Source organism: Streptomyces sp. NPDC001902, assembly GCF_042891295.1.
Taxonomy (GTDB): Bacteria; Actinomycetota; Actinomycetes; order Streptomycetales; family Streptomycetaceae; genus Actinacidiphila.
Genome location: NZ_JBIATA010000001.1, coordinates 656,339 through 670,075 on the forward strand (window position 1 = coordinate 656,339; position 13,737 = coordinate 670,075).

A 13,737-nucleotide genomic window follows, 5' to 3' on the forward strand; every position below is an offset into this window, starting at 1 on the left:
GCCGCCTCAACCTGTACGCGGTCACCTATGGGTGGCTTTCGGGAGGGGCGTTCCAGGGAGTAGCGGGGAATGTTCGGTCCAGTTTCATGTGAAGTGCGGGCATATGCCGTCGGTCTGGCGGATGTTCCGTCCGGGGAGGTGGGGAGCCGCCCATGTGCTCGCGTTGTGTGCCGCAGGCCGTGAGCGGACCGCGGAGCCGCAGCGGCGGTGCGCCGGCGCCCTCGGTGTACCGGCTGCCCGGTCCCGCCTTGCGCCGCCGGGCCGTCCGGCATCCGGAGGGTCGACCGTACGCGCCGTACGACTGCGACTTCGCCGCGCTGGACCGCCGTGCCCGCGCGGTCGCGGCGCGGCTGGGACGGCTGGTGCCGCCGGGCAGCCGGGTGCTGCTCGCCTATCCGCAGGGCGCGGACCTCGCCGGGGCGTTCTACGGCTGCCTGTACGCCGGGATGGCGGCGGTGCCGCTGGTCGGCGGCGGCCCCGACGGGGCGGGGACGGTCGCGGAGGCCGTCGACCGCTGCCGCCCCGCGATGGTGCTCACCGGTGCCGACGCGTGGACCGCGCTCTCGGTGGACCGCTCGCGCACCCAGGTCGTGGAGGCCGACGGGCGCCGGGTGGGCGGCGAACCGGTCGACCGCCTGGCGCAGGAGTGGCGGCCGGTCGGCGTCCTGCGCACGGCGCCCGGCTACGAGCGGTACGTCGCCGACGGGCTGGGCGGGGGCCGCATGGAGCCCGCGCTGCGGCACGGCGACCTCGCGGACGCGGTGGGTGAGCTGGCGGTCGCGGCGGGCCGGGGGACCCCGGAGGACAGCCTGGGGTGGATCGCCTCCGTGCACGGGTTGGAGGACGCGGTGTGGCGCATGCTTCTGCTTGCGCCGGGCGCTGGGGTGGCGTGACCGCGGGTCCCGTTGCGGGCGGGTGTTTGTGCGCGGGTGCGTTGCGCCTGCGGGCGGCTGCGCCGGGCTGCCCTGTGGGCGTGCGCGGGTGCGTTGCGCCTGCGGCGGGCTGTCCCCCGCCCTCCCGCCCGATTGCCCGGCGCGGTCAGTGACCGCCTCGCGCGGTCGTTGTGGGGTCGGTGCCGCGCCGGGGTGCGCCCATGGGGGTCCCCGCGGCCGGGGGCTGGGGGGAGGGAGGGCGGCGGGGAAACCCCAAAACGCAACCACAACGGCGCCGCACGCAAAGACGGGACGCCCACAGAGTTGCTGACGACCCGTCAGATTCGCGCTACCGTGGGCCCATGGAGACCTTCCCGAGGATCATTTCGGTGGACGACCACACGGTCGAGCCCCCCGGCGTCTGGCGGGACCGGCTCCCGTCGGCGTACCGGGACAGCGCGCCGCGCATCGTGCGCGCGCCCCTGAAGTCGATGACCTTCGTCGGGGGCAGGTTCACCCCGCGCATGGGTGAGCCGGGTGACGAGGGTCCCGTCGCCGACTGGTGGGTCTACGAGGACCTGCGGCGCCCCCTGACCCGGCTGGACACCGCCGTCGGGTACAGCAGGGACGAGGTGCGGCTGGAGGCGATCACCTACGAGCAGATGCGCCCCGGCTCCTACAGCGTCCCCGAGCGGCTGGCGGACATGGACGTCAACCACGTGCAGTCCGCCCTGTGCTTCCCCACCTTCCCGCGGTTCTGCGGCCAGACGTTCACCGAGGCCAAGGACCGAGAACTGGGGTTGCTGTGCGTGCGCGCCTACAACGACTGGATGGTCGAGGAGTGGTGCGGCCCGCAGGCCGGGGGCCGGCTGATCCCGCTCACCCTCATCCCGTTGTGGGACGCGGAGCTGGCCGCCGCGGAGGTGCGCCGCAACGCCGAGCGCGGGGTGCGGGCGGTCTGCTTCTCCGAGATCCCGCCGCACCTGGGGCTGCCGTCCGTGCACACCGACGCGTGGGACCCCTTCCTGCGCGCCTGCGACGAGACCGGCACCGTCATCGCGATGCACATCGGCTCCTCCTCGCGCATGCCGTCCACCTCCGTCGACGCGCCGCCCGCGGTCGGCTCCACGATCACCTTCGCCAACTGCTGCTTCTCCATGGTCGACTGGCTGATGTCGGCGATCTTCGACCGCTTCCCCTCCTTGCGGATCATGTACGCGGAAGGCCAGATCGGCTGGATCCCGTACATCCTGGAGCGCGCCGACGTCGTCTGGGAGGAGAACCGGGGCTGGGGCGGCGTGGCCGACAAGGTGCTGCGGCCGCCCTCGGAGCTGTTCCGGGAGCACATATACGGGTGCTTCTTCGACGACGCGGTGGGCCTGCGCAACATCGACGCGATCGGTGTCGGCAACGTCCTGTACGAGACCGACTACCCGCACTCCGACTCGACCTGGCCCAAGTCCCGCGAGGTCGGCGAGGCCCAGATGGGGCACCTCGCCCCGGACGTCGTCGAGCGGATCGTGCGCGGCAACGCGATCGAGCTGCTGGGGCTGACCCCGGAGGGTTTGTGGTCCGGGCAGGGCGGGGACGCCGGCTGAGGAGGTCCCGCCTGCTGTTGGCGGCCGCGTCGCGCACGGTGCGCGGCCGCCTGGTGGGCTTCTCCCGGCATCCGGGCGGACGCCGACGGCCCGCGGCTGTCGGTGTTCGGCATCGGCGCGCCCTTCGACGGGTTCGCCGCGCGCTGACCGGCGCCGGCGCCGGCCCGGCCGGACCCCTTGTCTGACGGACCGTCAGGTCCGACCATGGCGGCATGACCAAGACCGCGTACGGCATGCAGCTGCCGGTGCAATCGCTCAGCACCCTCTACGCGGAGCCGTGGGAGGCCGCGGCGCCGCCGGGCGACCTGGTGGACGTCGCGCGGGCGGCGGACCGGCTCGGCTTCGCGTACATCGGGTGCTGCGACCACGTGGCGATCCCGCCCCGGCTCGCCCCCGCGATGAGCCCCACCTGGTACGACCCGGTCGCCACGCTGGCCTTCCTGGCCGCCGTGACGACGCGGGTGCGGCTGCTGAGCCACGTCGCGGTGATCGGACTGCGGCATCCGCTGCTGACCGCCAAGCAGTACGCGACGCTGGACCACCTCTGCGGCGGCCGGCTGATCCTCGGGGTCGGGGCCGGGCACGTCCGGGAGGAGTTCGAGGCCCTCGGGGTGGACTTCGAGCGGCGCGGGCCGCTGCTGGACGAGGCGATCGACGCGGTGCGGGCGCACTTCGCGGCGGGGGAGCAGAAGCCGGAGCCGGTGCAGCGCCCGGTCCCGGTGTGGGTCGGGGGGTCGTCGCCCGCGGCGGTGCGGCGCGCGGCGCTCAAGGGCGACGGCTGGCTGCCCCAGGGGGACTCCCGGAAGGCCATGCCCGGGCAGATCGCCCGGCTGCGGGAACTGCGCGGCGGGACGCCGATCACCATCGGGGTGATCGCGGAGCCGCTGTACGTCGGCGAGCCGGGGTGGCCGGTGGGGCGGCGCACGCTGACCGGGAAGTCGCAGGCGGTGGCCGAGTCGCTGCGGGAGTACGGCGCGATGGGGGTGGACCAGATCCAGGTGAGGTTCCGCGCCCGGGGAGCGGCGGAACTGCTCGACCAGATGGAGGCGTTCGCCGACGGCGTGGCGCCGCACCTCGACGCGTAGGGAGTGACGGACATGGGCAAGCTGGACGGCCGGGTCGTGCTGATCACCGGCGCGGCGCGCGGGCAGGGCGAGCAGGAGGCGCTGCTCTTCGCGGCGGAGGGGGCGCGGGTCGTCCTCGGGGACGTGCTGGACGAGCGGGGTGCCGCCGTGGCGGAGGGGATCGGCGGCGACCGGGCGCGCTACGTCCACCTGGACGTGACGAGCGAGGCGGACTGGGCCGCCGCCCTGGACGTCGCCACCGAGGCCTTCGGGCGGCTGGACGGGCTGGTCAACAACGCCGGCATCCTGCGCTTCAACGAACTCGTCGACACCCCGCTCGCGGAGTTCCAGGAGGTCGTCCTGGTCAACCAGGTCGGTGCCTTCCTGGGGATGCGCACCGTGGCCCCGCTGCTCGCGGCGGCCGGCGGCGGCACCATCGTGAACACCGCCTCCTACGTGGCGCTGGCCGGCATGGCCGGGGTGACCTCGTACGCCGCGACCAAGGCGGCCGTCGTCGGCATGACGCGGGTGGCCGCCTTGGAGCTGGCGCCCAAGGGCATCCGGGTCAACGCGATGTGCCCGGGTGCGATCGACACCCCCATGTCCAACCCCGGGGAGAGCGTGCCGGCGGAGGCCCTGGACCAGCTGTACGGCAAGCTCGTGCCGCTCGCCCGGATCGGGCGCCCGGAGGAGGTCGCGCGGCTCGCGCTCTTCCTGACCAGTGACGACTCCTCGTACGTCACCGGGCAGCCGTTCGTCATCGACGGCGGCTGGCTGGCCGGGGTCTCGCTCTTCTGACGGCGATCGGGTATTGACCTCCCCCGTCGCCGGTGGAAGAGTCGGAGCGGGAATCTGACGATCCGTCAGAAAAGCTAGGGACGGTGAACCCCTTGGAATTCGGGATCTTCGTACAGGGATATGTGCCCAAGTTCCGCTCGGAGGTCGACCCGCAGGCCGAGCACCACGCGCTGATGGAGGAGACCGAGTACGTCGTGCAGGCGGACCGGTCGGGCTTCAAGTACGCCTGGTTCAGCGAGCACCACTTCCTCGAGGAGTACTCGCACCTGTCCGCCAACGACGTCTACATCGGCTACCTCACCCACGCCACCGAGCGGATCCACCTCGGGTCGGGCATCTTCAACCCGCTCCCGCAGGTCAACCACCCGGTGAAGGTCGCGGAGAAGGTCGCCATGCTCGACCACCTCTCCGACGGGCGTTTCGAGTTCGGCACCGGCCGCGGCGCCGGCAGCCACGAGATCCTCGGCTTCCTCCCCGGCGTCACGGACATGAACGCCACCAAGGAGATCTGGGAGGAGACCGTCGGCGAGTTCCCCAAGATGTGGCTCAACGAGGAGTACCCGGGCTTCCAGGGCAAGCACTGGTCCCTGCCGCCCCGCAAGGTGTTCCCCAAGCCGTACGGGACGTCGCACCCGGCCATGTGGTACGCCGCGGGCTCGCCGCCCTCCTACGCCATGGCCGCCCGCAAGGGCCTGGGCGTGCTGGGCTTCAGCGTCCAGAAGGTCTCCGACATGGAGTGGGTGCTGGAGCAGTACAAGACCGCGGTGCGCGACGCCGAGCCCATCGGGGACTTCGTCAACGACAACGTCATGGTGACGACCACCGCGATCGTCGCCGAGACCCGCAAGGAAGCGATCCGTGTCGCCGCGAGCAGCAACCTCAACTACCTGCAGTCGCTGGTCTTCCGCTACCACGACACCTTCCCGCGCCCGGAGTACATCCCGCAGTGGCCCGAGCTGCTGCCGACGTACACCGAGGAGCTCATCGAGATGCTCCTCGACGAGGAGCTGATGATCTGCGGCGACCCGGACGACGCGCTCAAGCAGTGCAAGCGCTGGGAGTCCGCGGGGGCCGACCAGCTGTCGTTCGGGCTGCCGGTGGGCGTCCCCTTCGAGGACACGATGCGCACGATCAAGCTGGTGGGGGAGCACGTCATCCCCAAGATCGACACGGACCCGGTGCACCGGACGACCCGCTTCCGCCGGGCGGCGTGACGCCGCGGGCCACCGACAGGGCGGCGCCTTCCCGGACCGCCGCCCGGCCCCCGTCCGGACCGGCACCGCGGCGGCGGCCCGCCGCGCCCGGGGACGGCCGGGGGCCACACCCGCGCGGCGGGCGGCCCGCCCGCGGCCCCAGCAGGAGGAGGGACCACGCATGCTCGACCACCTGATCCGCGGCGCGACGCTCGTCGACGGCACCGGTGCCCCGGCCCGTACGGCCGACGTCGGCCTGCGGGACGGCCGCGTCGTCACGGTCACGCCGCCCGGCCGGACCGAGGAGCCCGCACGGACCACCGAGGACGCGACCGGGCTGGTCCTCGCCCCGGGCTTCGTCGACCCGCACACCCACTACGACGCCCAGCTGTTCTGGGACCCCTTCGCGACCCCCTCCATGAACCACGGGGTCACCACCGTCGCCGGCGGCAACTGCGGTTTCACCCTGGCGCCGCTCAAGCCGCAGGACGCCGACTACACCCGCCGGATGATGTCCAAGGTCGAGGGGATGTCGCTGAAGGCCCTGGAGTCCGGGGTCGACTGGAACTGGCACGGCTTCGGCGACTACCTGGACGCCCTGGAGGGCCGGATCGCCGTCAACGCCGGTTTCATGGTGGGCCACTGCGCGCTGCGCCGCTACGTCATGGGGCCCGACGCCGTCGGCGGGCAGCCCTCACCGGACCAGCTCGACCGCATGCTGCGGCTCTTCCACGAGTCCATGGAGGCCGGCGGCTGGGGCCTGTCGACGACCCAGTCCGCCACCCACTCCGACGGCGACGGCCGCCCGGTGGCCTCGCGGCACGCCCGGCCCGCGGAACTGCTCGCGCTCTCCCGGGCCGTCGGGGAGCACGAGGGCACGCAGATCGAGGCGATCGTCGCCGGTTGCCTGGACACCTTCTCCGACGACGAGATCGACCTCTTCGTCGACATGACCGTGGCCGCGGGCCGCCCGCTCAACTGGAACGTGCTGACCGTCGACGCGGCCGTCCCGGACCGTGTGCCCCGCCAGCTGCAGGCCTCCGAGCGGGCCCGCAAGGCCGGGGGCCGCGTCGTCGCGCTGACGATGCCCATCCTGACCCCGATGAACATGTCGCTCGGCACCTTCTGCGCCCTCAACCTCATCCCCGGCTGGGGCGAGATCCTCTCCCTGCCCGTCCCCGAGCGCATCGCCCGGCTCCGCGACCCCGAGGTCCGCGCGGGGATGCTCCGCCGCGCCGGCAGCCCCGAGGCGGGTGTCTTCCGCCGGCTCGCCGACTTCGGGCGGTACGTCATCGGGGACACGTACTCCGAGGAGAACCGGCGGGCCGGCGTCAGCGGCCGGGTCGTGCGGGACATCGCCGCCGAACGGGGCCAGGACCCCTTCCGCACCCTCGTCGAGATCTGCGCGGCCGACGGGTTGCGGACGGTGCTGTGGCCCATGCCCACCGACAACGACCCGGACAGCTGGGAGCTGCGCCGGAACACCTGGGAGCACGAGGACGTGCTGCTCGGGGGCTCCGACGCGGGTGCCCACCTGGACCGCATGTGCGGGGCGCCGTACACCACCCGGTTCCTCGGCGACTGCCTGCGCGGCCGCCGGCTGGTCCCGCTGGAGAAGGCGGTGCGGATGCTCACCGACGACCCGGCACGGCTGTTCGGGCTCCGCGGGCGCGGCCGGGTCGCGGAGGGGTACCACGCCGACCTGGTGCTGTTCGACCCCGAGCGGATCGACGCGGGCACCGCCACCCTCGTGCACGACCTGCCGGGCGACAGCCCGCGCCTGGACTCCAGGGCCCGGGGCGTGGTCAGCGTGCGGGTGGGCGGCGTGGAGACGATCCGCGACGACAGGATCACCGGGGCCGTCCCCGGCCGGGTCCTGCGTTCCGGACGGGACACCCGCACGGTCCCCACGGGCGTGTGACCCCGGGCCGCCCCCGTGGCGGGACGCCGTGCCGCGGGTGTCCGCGCCGCGCGGCACGGGCATAACACTGGCCCACAGCACGGGAGGTGCGACGACGCCATGCGGATCGCCACGACGATCTTCCTGACCGACCACTCCGTCCCCGCCGTCCGGCTCGCCCGGGAACTGGAGGAGCGCGGCTTCGATGGCCTGTACCTCCCGGAGCACACGCACATCCCGGTCAGCCGCCGCACCCCCGCGCCGATGGGCGGCCCGCTGCCGCCGGAGTACGGCCGCACGCTCGACCCCTTCGTGGGCCTGTCCGCCGCCGCGGCCGTCACCCACCGGCTGCGGCTGGGCACCGGGATCACGCTGGTCGCGCAGCACGATCCGATCGTGCTGGCCAAACAGGTCGCGAGCCTGGACTTCCTCTCCGGCGGCCGGTTCACCCTCGGCGTCGGCTTCGGCTGGAACGTGGAGGAGGCCGCCGACCACGGGGTCGACTGGCCGCGCCGCCGGGAACTGGTGCGGGAGCGGATGGCCCTCATGCACGCCCTGTGGGCGCCGGAACCGACCGCGTACGAGGGCGGGTCCTGCAGGGTCGCGGCCAGCCACGCCTGGCCCAAGCCCGCGTCGGGCGGGCGGCCCCGCATCCTGTGCGGCGGCGCCGGGGGCCCCGCGCTGTTCGCGCACATCGCCGAGTACGCCGACGGCTGGATGCCGATCGGCGGGGGCGGGCTGGCGGAGAGCGTGCCGCGGCTGCGCCGCGTGTGGGAGGACGCCGGCCGGGACGCCAAGGCGCTCCAGGTCGTGCCGTACGCCGTGCGCCCCAGTCCGGGCAAGCTGGCGTACTACCGGGACCAGGGCCTGGAGGAGGTCGTGCTGCAACTGCCGTCCGCGGGAACGGCGGACGTGCTGCGCACGCTCGACGACTACGCGCAGTACACCTGACGTCGGCCGGCGCTCAGGTGCCGGGGTAGCGCTCCAGCCACCCCGCGGACGCGCCGCCGGGACCGTGCAGTGCGGGGCCCTGCGTCATCTCCATGGCGAAGTCGTCGGCGAGCTGGAGGACGGTGCCCCGGCCCTCCAGTTCCGCGGTCCAGGCCGGGGGCAGGGCGGTCTCGCCGTGCTGCACGCCCAGCAGGTTGCCGCAGATCGAACCGGTGGAGTCGCTGTCCCCGGAGTGGTTGACCGCCAGCAGCAGTCCGTGCCGGACGTCCTCGGCGACCAGGGCGCAGTAGACGCCGACGGCGAGTGCCTCCTCGGCGGTCCGGCCCGCGCCCAGGGACTCCACCCGCTCCGCGCCGGGCAGTCCCTGGCGTACGGCGCCGAGGGCGGCCTGCAGTGCCGCGGAGGTCTCCTCGTGCCCGGGGCGTGCCGCGATCAGGGCCAGCGTGTGCTGCACGGCGCCGTCCAGGGCCTCGCCGCGGGCCAGTCCGTGGACGATGACGGCGAACGCCCCGGCGGCCAGGACGCCGGTGGGATGACCGTGCGTCTGCGCGGCGCACTCGACGGCGAGCTGGAACACCAGTTGCGGCTCCCAGCCGACCAGCAGCCCGAAGGGCGCGGACCGTACGACCGCGCCGCAGCCCTTGGCGTCCGGGTTCTTGGGGTCGTCGAGGGTGCCCATCCGCTCGTCGCCGAGCCCGGTCAGGCAGGCCTTCCCGGGGCCGCGGCGCGCGTACAGCCACTCCTCGCGGGCCAGCCAGCCGGCGTCCTTGCGGCGCTCGTCGGGCCCCCAGTCGTTCTGGGTGGCCGCCCAGCGCAGGTGGGCCCGGTGCACGTCGGTGGGCGGGTGCCAGGCCCCGGCGTCGCGGCGCACCTGGGCGCGTATCAGGCCCTCGGCGGTGAACAGCGTCATCTGGGTGCCGTCGGTGACGGCCCCCCGCCGCCCGTACGCCGGGACGTAGTCGGTGACCCCGTCCTTCCCGTGCGCCTGCCGCAGGGCGGCCAGGGAGTCGGACTCGACGCCGGCGCCGAGGGCGTCGCCGATCGCACCACCGAGCAGACAACCGCGCACCCGGCTGCGGAAGTCCTGCTGCTCGGCACGCCCCCATATGGCCCCGACCATGTCCGACGCCTCTCTGCTCGACCCGACCAAGCACTGTAATCGACCCAGATCGGTCGGCTTCCGGTCGCGAACGGAATGTGGTCGGTCACGCATCGGCGAAGGCCCCCGCTGCCGTGGCAACGGGGGCCTTCGAGGGGCCGGGGCCCGGGGGTCACCAGTTGCGGCCCTGCCACGCGGGCCGGGGGGCCTGGATGCCGCGGGTCCGTGCCCAGCGGGCCGCGCCCGCGAGCAGGGAGGTGACGATCAGCCCGATGAAGAGGTTCACCACGCAGGTGGCGAGCATCTCGTTGGAGCGGTGCAGGGCCAGCGGGATCACCACGGCGAAGAGGGTCAGCCCGGCCATGATCCAGCCGAAGAACAGCGTGGCGCGGGGCGTCGTGGTGAGGAGGACGCGCAGCAGGAGCGTCGCGGCGAGCGCGACGAGCGCTGCCCCGAGGACGTAGGCGGTGGCGGCGGCGTCGCGCCACAGCCCGTAGCCCTGGGGGGCGAAGAGCGGCAGCAGCAGGAATCTCTGCGCGACCAGGATGCCCGCCTTGGCCAGCAGGCCGGCGAGCACCGCGGTCAGGGCTCCGACGCCCCACAACCGCCAGGCGTGGACGCGGCGGCGGTCGTGGTCGGCGTAGCTGCTTGGCACGTGGGGTTCCTTTCCGGTCAGCCGACGCAGAGGACCAGGAGGCACAGCTGCATCGGTGACTTCGTTGCCGGCGGCGTGGGGGCCGCCGTCGTCGTGGGGGGTGTGGCCGGGACGTCCGCGGGGGAATGGGGGGCGGACGAGGGCGCGGTGGTGTGGGGGGCGGTGTCCGCGGGCGCGGGGACGGCCGCGACCGTGCCGGCCCGGGGACCGGTGTCGCCCTGCGGGGCGGTGTGCGCCGGCGCGGTGGTGCGCGTCGCGGTCGGCGCGGAGCGGGGTGCGTCGCCGCGCGGCGCGGTGGTGGCGGGGTGTGCGCGCTGACCGGGCCGGTGCGTGGCGTCGCCGCCGGGCTGCGCGGGGATCGAGGAGAGCGGCAGGGTGCGGGCGGTGGCCGGGGTCAGGGTCTCCGCGGCCGCCGCCGTGTCGGCCCGGCCCTTGGAGCCGCCGTGCGGCAGCGCCGCGACGGTGAGGCCGCCGCCGACGAGTGCCACGGCCGTGGCCGCCGCGGCGCGCCGCCGGTTCTTCTTCCAGCGTTCCAGCTGCCGCCGCCGGGCCGCACGACCCTGCAGCGACGGGTCGGCGTCGTCCTGTTCGGTTCCGTCGGGGTCGTCCGGGGAGTCCGCGTCGCGGAGCCGCTCCCGTTCGGCGGCCGGGTCCGGGCCCTGCCACATGGGCGGTGCTATGTCGGGTGCGTACGCGCCGCACCCCGGACACACGAGAGCCCCGTTGAGATGCCGACGGCAAGAGGAGCAGTAGTCCATCTCCGAGTCTTTCTCTGCTGACAACGCCGCCGGGGGACGTCGGCGGCAGGTCCGCGCGCACGTTCACCGTGCAGGGCGGGACGGCCAGCAACGCTAACGACACCTCCCGAAGGAGGTGCGCAGCCTGTGTGACGCTTTTGGAGAGTTGCTCGGACTCTTTTGCAGAGGTTGCCGAGGGGCGCGGCCGGGGCCGCGCCCCGGCTCAGTCCTCGAGGACGGGCAGCAGTTCGGGCAGGTGGCCGTCGGAGGCCAGGCCTGCGGCGATCCGTTCTGCGGGTACTTCGCCGTAGGTGGTGGTGCGCTGGCGGGCGGGGCGGCCGGCGGCGTCGGCGATGGCGACCAGGTCGCGGATGGAGCGGTAGGAGCCGTAACCGGAGCCCGCCATGCGGGAGATGGTCTCCTCCATCAGGGTGCCGCCGAGGTCGTTGGCGCCGGAGCGCAGCATCTCGGCGGCGCCGTCGGTGCCGAGCTTGACCCAGCTGGTCTGGATGTTGCGGATGTGGGGGTGGAGCAGGAGGCGGGCCATGGCGGTGACCGCGCGGTTGTCGCGCAGGGTGGGGCCGGGGCGGGCGATGCCGGCCAGGTAGACGGGTGCGTTGGTGTGGATGAACGGCAGGGTGACGAATTCGGTGAAGCCGCCGGTCTCCTGCTGGATCCGGGCGAGCAGGCGCAGGTGGGCGAGCCAGTGGTGGGGCTGGTCGACGTGGCCGTACATCATGGTGGAGGAGGAGGGCAGGCCCAGTTCGTGTGCCGTGGTGATGACCTCGACCCAGGTGGCGGCGGGTAGTTTGCCCTTGGTCAGGACCCAGCGGACCTCGTCGTCGAGGATCTCGGCGGCGGTGCCGGGGACGGAGTCCAGGCCGGCTTCCTTGGCGGCGCTCAGCCATTCGCGGAGGGACATGCCGGTGCGGGTGGCGCCGTTGACGACCTCCATGGGGGAGAAGGCGTGCACGTGCATGCCGGGTACGCGTTCCTTGACCGCGCGGGCGATGTCGAAGTAGGCGGTGCCGGGCAGGTCGGGGTGGATGCCGCCCTGCATGCAGACTTCGGTGGCGCCGAGCTGCCAGGCCTGTTCCGCCCGGTCGGCGACCTGGGACAGGGACAGGGTGTAGGCGTCGGCGTCGGTGCGGCGCTGGGCGAAGGCGCAGAACCGGCAACCGGTGTAGCAGACGTTGGTGAAGTTGATGTTCCGCGTGACGACGTAGGTGACCTCGTCGCCCACCGCGTCGCGGCGGACGTCGTCGGCGATCCGGCACAGCGCGTCCAGCGCCGCCCCGTCGGCGTGCAGCAGCGCGAGCGCCTCGGCGTCGGTCAGCTTCGTGGGGTCGTCGGCGGCCACGGACAGCGCGGTGCGCACGTCGGCCTCGATGCGGTCCGGGACCAGGCCGGGGGCGGCCTGCTCGCGCAGCGCCTCCCAGTCCCCGTAGACCTCGTCGAAGTCCTCCCGGCGGTCGCCGGTGCGTCCCTCGGTGTCGATGGTGCGGTGCAGGTCGGTGCGGCCGGCGGCGGTGAAGACCTCCTCCGGCTCCTGCCACGGACGGCCGGTGACCTCGGCGTCCTCGCGCGCCAGACCTGTGGCCGGGTCGGCCAGCGCCCGCACGTGCGGCAGCAGCCGCGGGTCCAGCCACGGCTCGCCGCGCCGGACGAACTCCGGGTACACGCAGAGCCGTTCGCGCAAGCTGAAGCCCACCTCCGCCGAGCGTGCCGCCAGCTCCTCGATCTGCGGCCAGGGCCGCTCGGGGTTGACGTGGTCCGGGGTCAGCGGCGACACCCCGCCCCAGTCGTCGATGCCGGCCCCGATCAGCCGGGCGTACTCCGCGTCCACCAGGTTCGGCGGTGCCTGGAGGCAGGCCGACGGCCCCATGATGTGCCGGGCGACCGCCACCGTGGCCACCAGGTCGTCCAGTTCCGCGTCCGGCATGCCGCGCATCGCGGTGTCCGGCTTGGCGCGGAAGTTCTGGATGATCAGTTCCTGGATGCCGTGGTACGACCGCGCGACGCGGCGCAGCGCGAACAGCGACTCGGCACGCTCCTCGTAGGTCTCACCGATGCCGATGAGCAGCCCGCTGGTGAACGGCACGGAGCTGCGCCCCGCGTCCTCCAGCACCCGCAGCCGTACGGCCGGTTCCTTGTCGGGGGAGCCGTAGTGCGGGCCGCCGGGCTCGCTCCACAGCCGGGTCGCCGTCGTCTCCAGCATCATGCCCATCGAGGGGGCGACCGGCTTCAGCCGCTGGAAGTCCGTCCAGCTCATGACCCCGGGGTTGAGGTGCGGCAGCAGCCCCGTCTCCTCCAGGATCCTGATGGACATCGCCCGCACGTACGCGATGGTGTCGTCGTAGCCGTGCGCGTCCAGCCACTCCCGCGCCTCCGGCCACCGCTCCTCCGGCTTGTCCCCGAGGGTGATCAGCGCTTCCTTGCAGCCCAGTTCGGCACCGCGCCGGGCGATCTCCAGCACCTCGTCCGGGGACATGAACATCCCGTGCCCGGCTCGCCGCAGCTTGCCGGGGACGGTCACGAAGGTGCAGTAGTGGCATTTGTCCCGGCATAGGCGGGTGAGCGGGATGAAGACGCTCTTGGAGTAGGTGATGATCCCGGGCCGTCCCGCCGCCTCCAGGCCCGCGTCCCGCACCCGGGCCGCGCTCTCCGTCAGGGTGGCGAGGTCCTCCCCCCGCGCCTGGAGCAGCACCGCGGCCTCCGCGGTGTCGAGCGCCACGCCGTCACGGGCGCGCCTCAGGGCACGGCGCATGCTGTTGGTGGTGGGCGGAGTGTGGGTCATCCTCCGAGGATAGGCGCGGCGTACGTCAGTCGGCGGTGTCGGGAGGATCACCGGGCCGCCGGGCCCCGACGGG

Annotated in this window: 11 protein-coding genes; 7 read left to right on the forward strand and 4 right to left on the reverse strand. The window is 73.6% G+C overall.

All coding sequences use genetic code 11. The features are described from left to right. Nucleotides 1-179 precede the first annotated feature (179 nt). The 7 genes from ACFYYN_RS03075 to ACFYYN_RS03105 all read left to right on the forward strand — a co-directional run bounded on the left by ACFYYN_RS03075 (nt 180) and on the right by ACFYYN_RS03105 (nt 8,376). The gene (locus tag ACFYYN_RS03075; RefSeq protein WP_500544460.1) at nt 180-893 is read left to right on the forward strand and encodes an AMP-binding protein; all 714 of its coding nucleotides are present in this window, start codon (nt 180-182) and stop codon (nt 891-893) included. Nucleotides 894-1,234: 341 nt separating this feature from the next. Then, entirely contained in the window at nt 1,235-2,470 is a 1,236-nt protein-coding gene (locus ACFYYN_RS03080) for an amidohydrolase family protein (RefSeq protein ID WP_500544461.1), read from the forward strand. Nucleotides 2,471-2,682: 212 nt separating this feature from the next. Continuing rightward, nucleotides 2,683-3,555, forward strand: coding sequence for a TIGR03619 family F420-dependent LLM class oxidoreductase (locus ACFYYN_RS03085; protein ID WP_500544462.1), 873 nt, complete (start codon nt 2,683-2,685; stop codon nt 3,553-3,555). 12 nt (nt 3,556-3,567) lie between these two features. Beyond that, nucleotides 3,568-4,332, forward strand: a complete 765-nt coding sequence (locus tag ACFYYN_RS03090; RefSeq protein WP_500544463.1) for an SDR family NAD(P)-dependent oxidoreductase — start codon at nt 3,568-3,570, stop codon at nt 4,330-4,332. Between the two features lie 92 nt (nt 4,333-4,424). Further along, complete coding sequence (locus ACFYYN_RS03095; RefSeq protein WP_500331525.1) at nt 4,425-5,546, forward strand: LLM class flavin-dependent oxidoreductase; 1,122 nt, start codon at nt 4,425-4,427, stop codon at nt 5,544-5,546. A gap of 160 nt (nt 5,547-5,706) precedes the next feature. Beyond that, nucleotides 5,707-7,446 (forward strand): N-acyl-D-amino-acid deacylase family protein, encoded by a 1,740-nt coding sequence (locus ACFYYN_RS03100; protein ID WP_500544464.1) that lies wholly within the window; start codon nt 5,707-5,709, stop codon nt 7,444-7,446. Nucleotides 7,447-7,545: 99 nt separating this feature from the next. Then, nucleotides 7,546-8,376: a TIGR03619 family F420-dependent LLM class oxidoreductase gene (locus ACFYYN_RS03105; RefSeq protein ID WP_500331529.1), complete on the forward strand. Its 831-nt coding sequence runs from the start codon at nt 7,546-7,548 to the stop codon at nt 8,374-8,376. Nucleotides 8,377-8,389: 13 nt separating this feature from the next. Here the strand turns inward: ACFYYN_RS03105 and ACFYYN_RS03110 are convergent, their stop codons facing one another. From ACFYYN_RS03110 to ACFYYN_RS03125, 4 genes are all read right to left on the reverse strand, one after another. Next, entirely contained in the window at nt 8,390-9,496 is a 1,107-nt protein-coding gene (locus ACFYYN_RS03110; protein ID WP_500544465.1) for an ADP-ribosylglycohydrolase family protein, read from the reverse strand. Nucleotides 9,497-9,647: 151 nt separating this feature from the next. Next, the gene (locus ACFYYN_RS03115; protein WP_500331533.1) at nt 9,648-10,130 is read right to left on the reverse strand and encodes a hypothetical protein; all 483 of its coding nucleotides are present in this window, start codon (nt 10,128-10,130) and stop codon (nt 9,648-9,650) included. A gap of 17 nt (nt 10,131-10,147) precedes the next feature. Further along, nucleotides 10,148-10,888 carry an SCO2400 family protein gene (locus ACFYYN_RS03120; protein WP_500544489.1) on the reverse strand — a complete coding sequence of 247 codons (741 nt, stop codon included), beginning with the start codon at nt 10,886-10,888 and terminating at the stop codon, nt 10,148-10,150. Between the two features lie 202 nt (nt 10,889-11,090). Next, a complete protein-coding gene (locus ACFYYN_RS03125; RefSeq protein ID WP_500544466.1) occupies nt 11,091-13,664 on the reverse strand; it encodes a bifunctional FO biosynthesis protein CofGH in 2,574 nt (857 codons plus the stop codon). Between the last annotated feature and the right edge of the window lie 73 nt (nt 13,665-13,737).

What these genes read in the sequence shown, in the direction of transcription:
- ACFYYN_RS03120 (WP_500544489.1), bottom strand. Translation starts at nt 10,888, where the DNA reads ATGGACTACTGCTCCTCTTGCCGTCGGCATCTCAACGGGGCTCTCGTG.
- ACFYYN_RS03085 (WP_500544462.1), top strand. Translation starts at nt 2,683, where the DNA reads ATGACCAAGACCGCGTACGGCATGCAGCTGCCGGTGCAATCGCTCAGC.
- ACFYYN_RS03090 (WP_500544463.1), top strand. Translation starts at nt 3,568, where the DNA reads ATGGGCAAGCTGGACGGCCGGGTCGTGCTGATCACCGGCGCGGCGCGC.
- ACFYYN_RS03125 (WP_500544466.1), bottom strand. Translation starts at nt 13,664, where the DNA reads ATGACCCACACTCCGCCCACCACCAACAGCATGCGCCGTGCCCTGAGG.
- ACFYYN_RS03105 (WP_500331529.1), top strand. Translation starts at nt 7,546, where the DNA reads ATGCGGATCGCCACGACGATCTTCCTGACCGACCACTCCGTCCCCGCC.
- ACFYYN_RS03100 (WP_500544464.1), top strand. Translation starts at nt 5,707, where the DNA reads ATGCTCGACCACCTGATCCGCGGCGCGACGCTCGTCGACGGCACCGGT.
- ACFYYN_RS03080 (WP_500544461.1), top strand. Translation starts at nt 1,235, where the DNA reads ATGGAGACCTTCCCGAGGATCATTTCGGTGGACGACCACACGGTCGAG.
- ACFYYN_RS03110 (WP_500544465.1), bottom strand. Translation starts at nt 9,496, where the DNA reads ATGGTCGGGGCCATATGGGGGCGTGCCGAGCAGCAGGACTTCCGCAGC.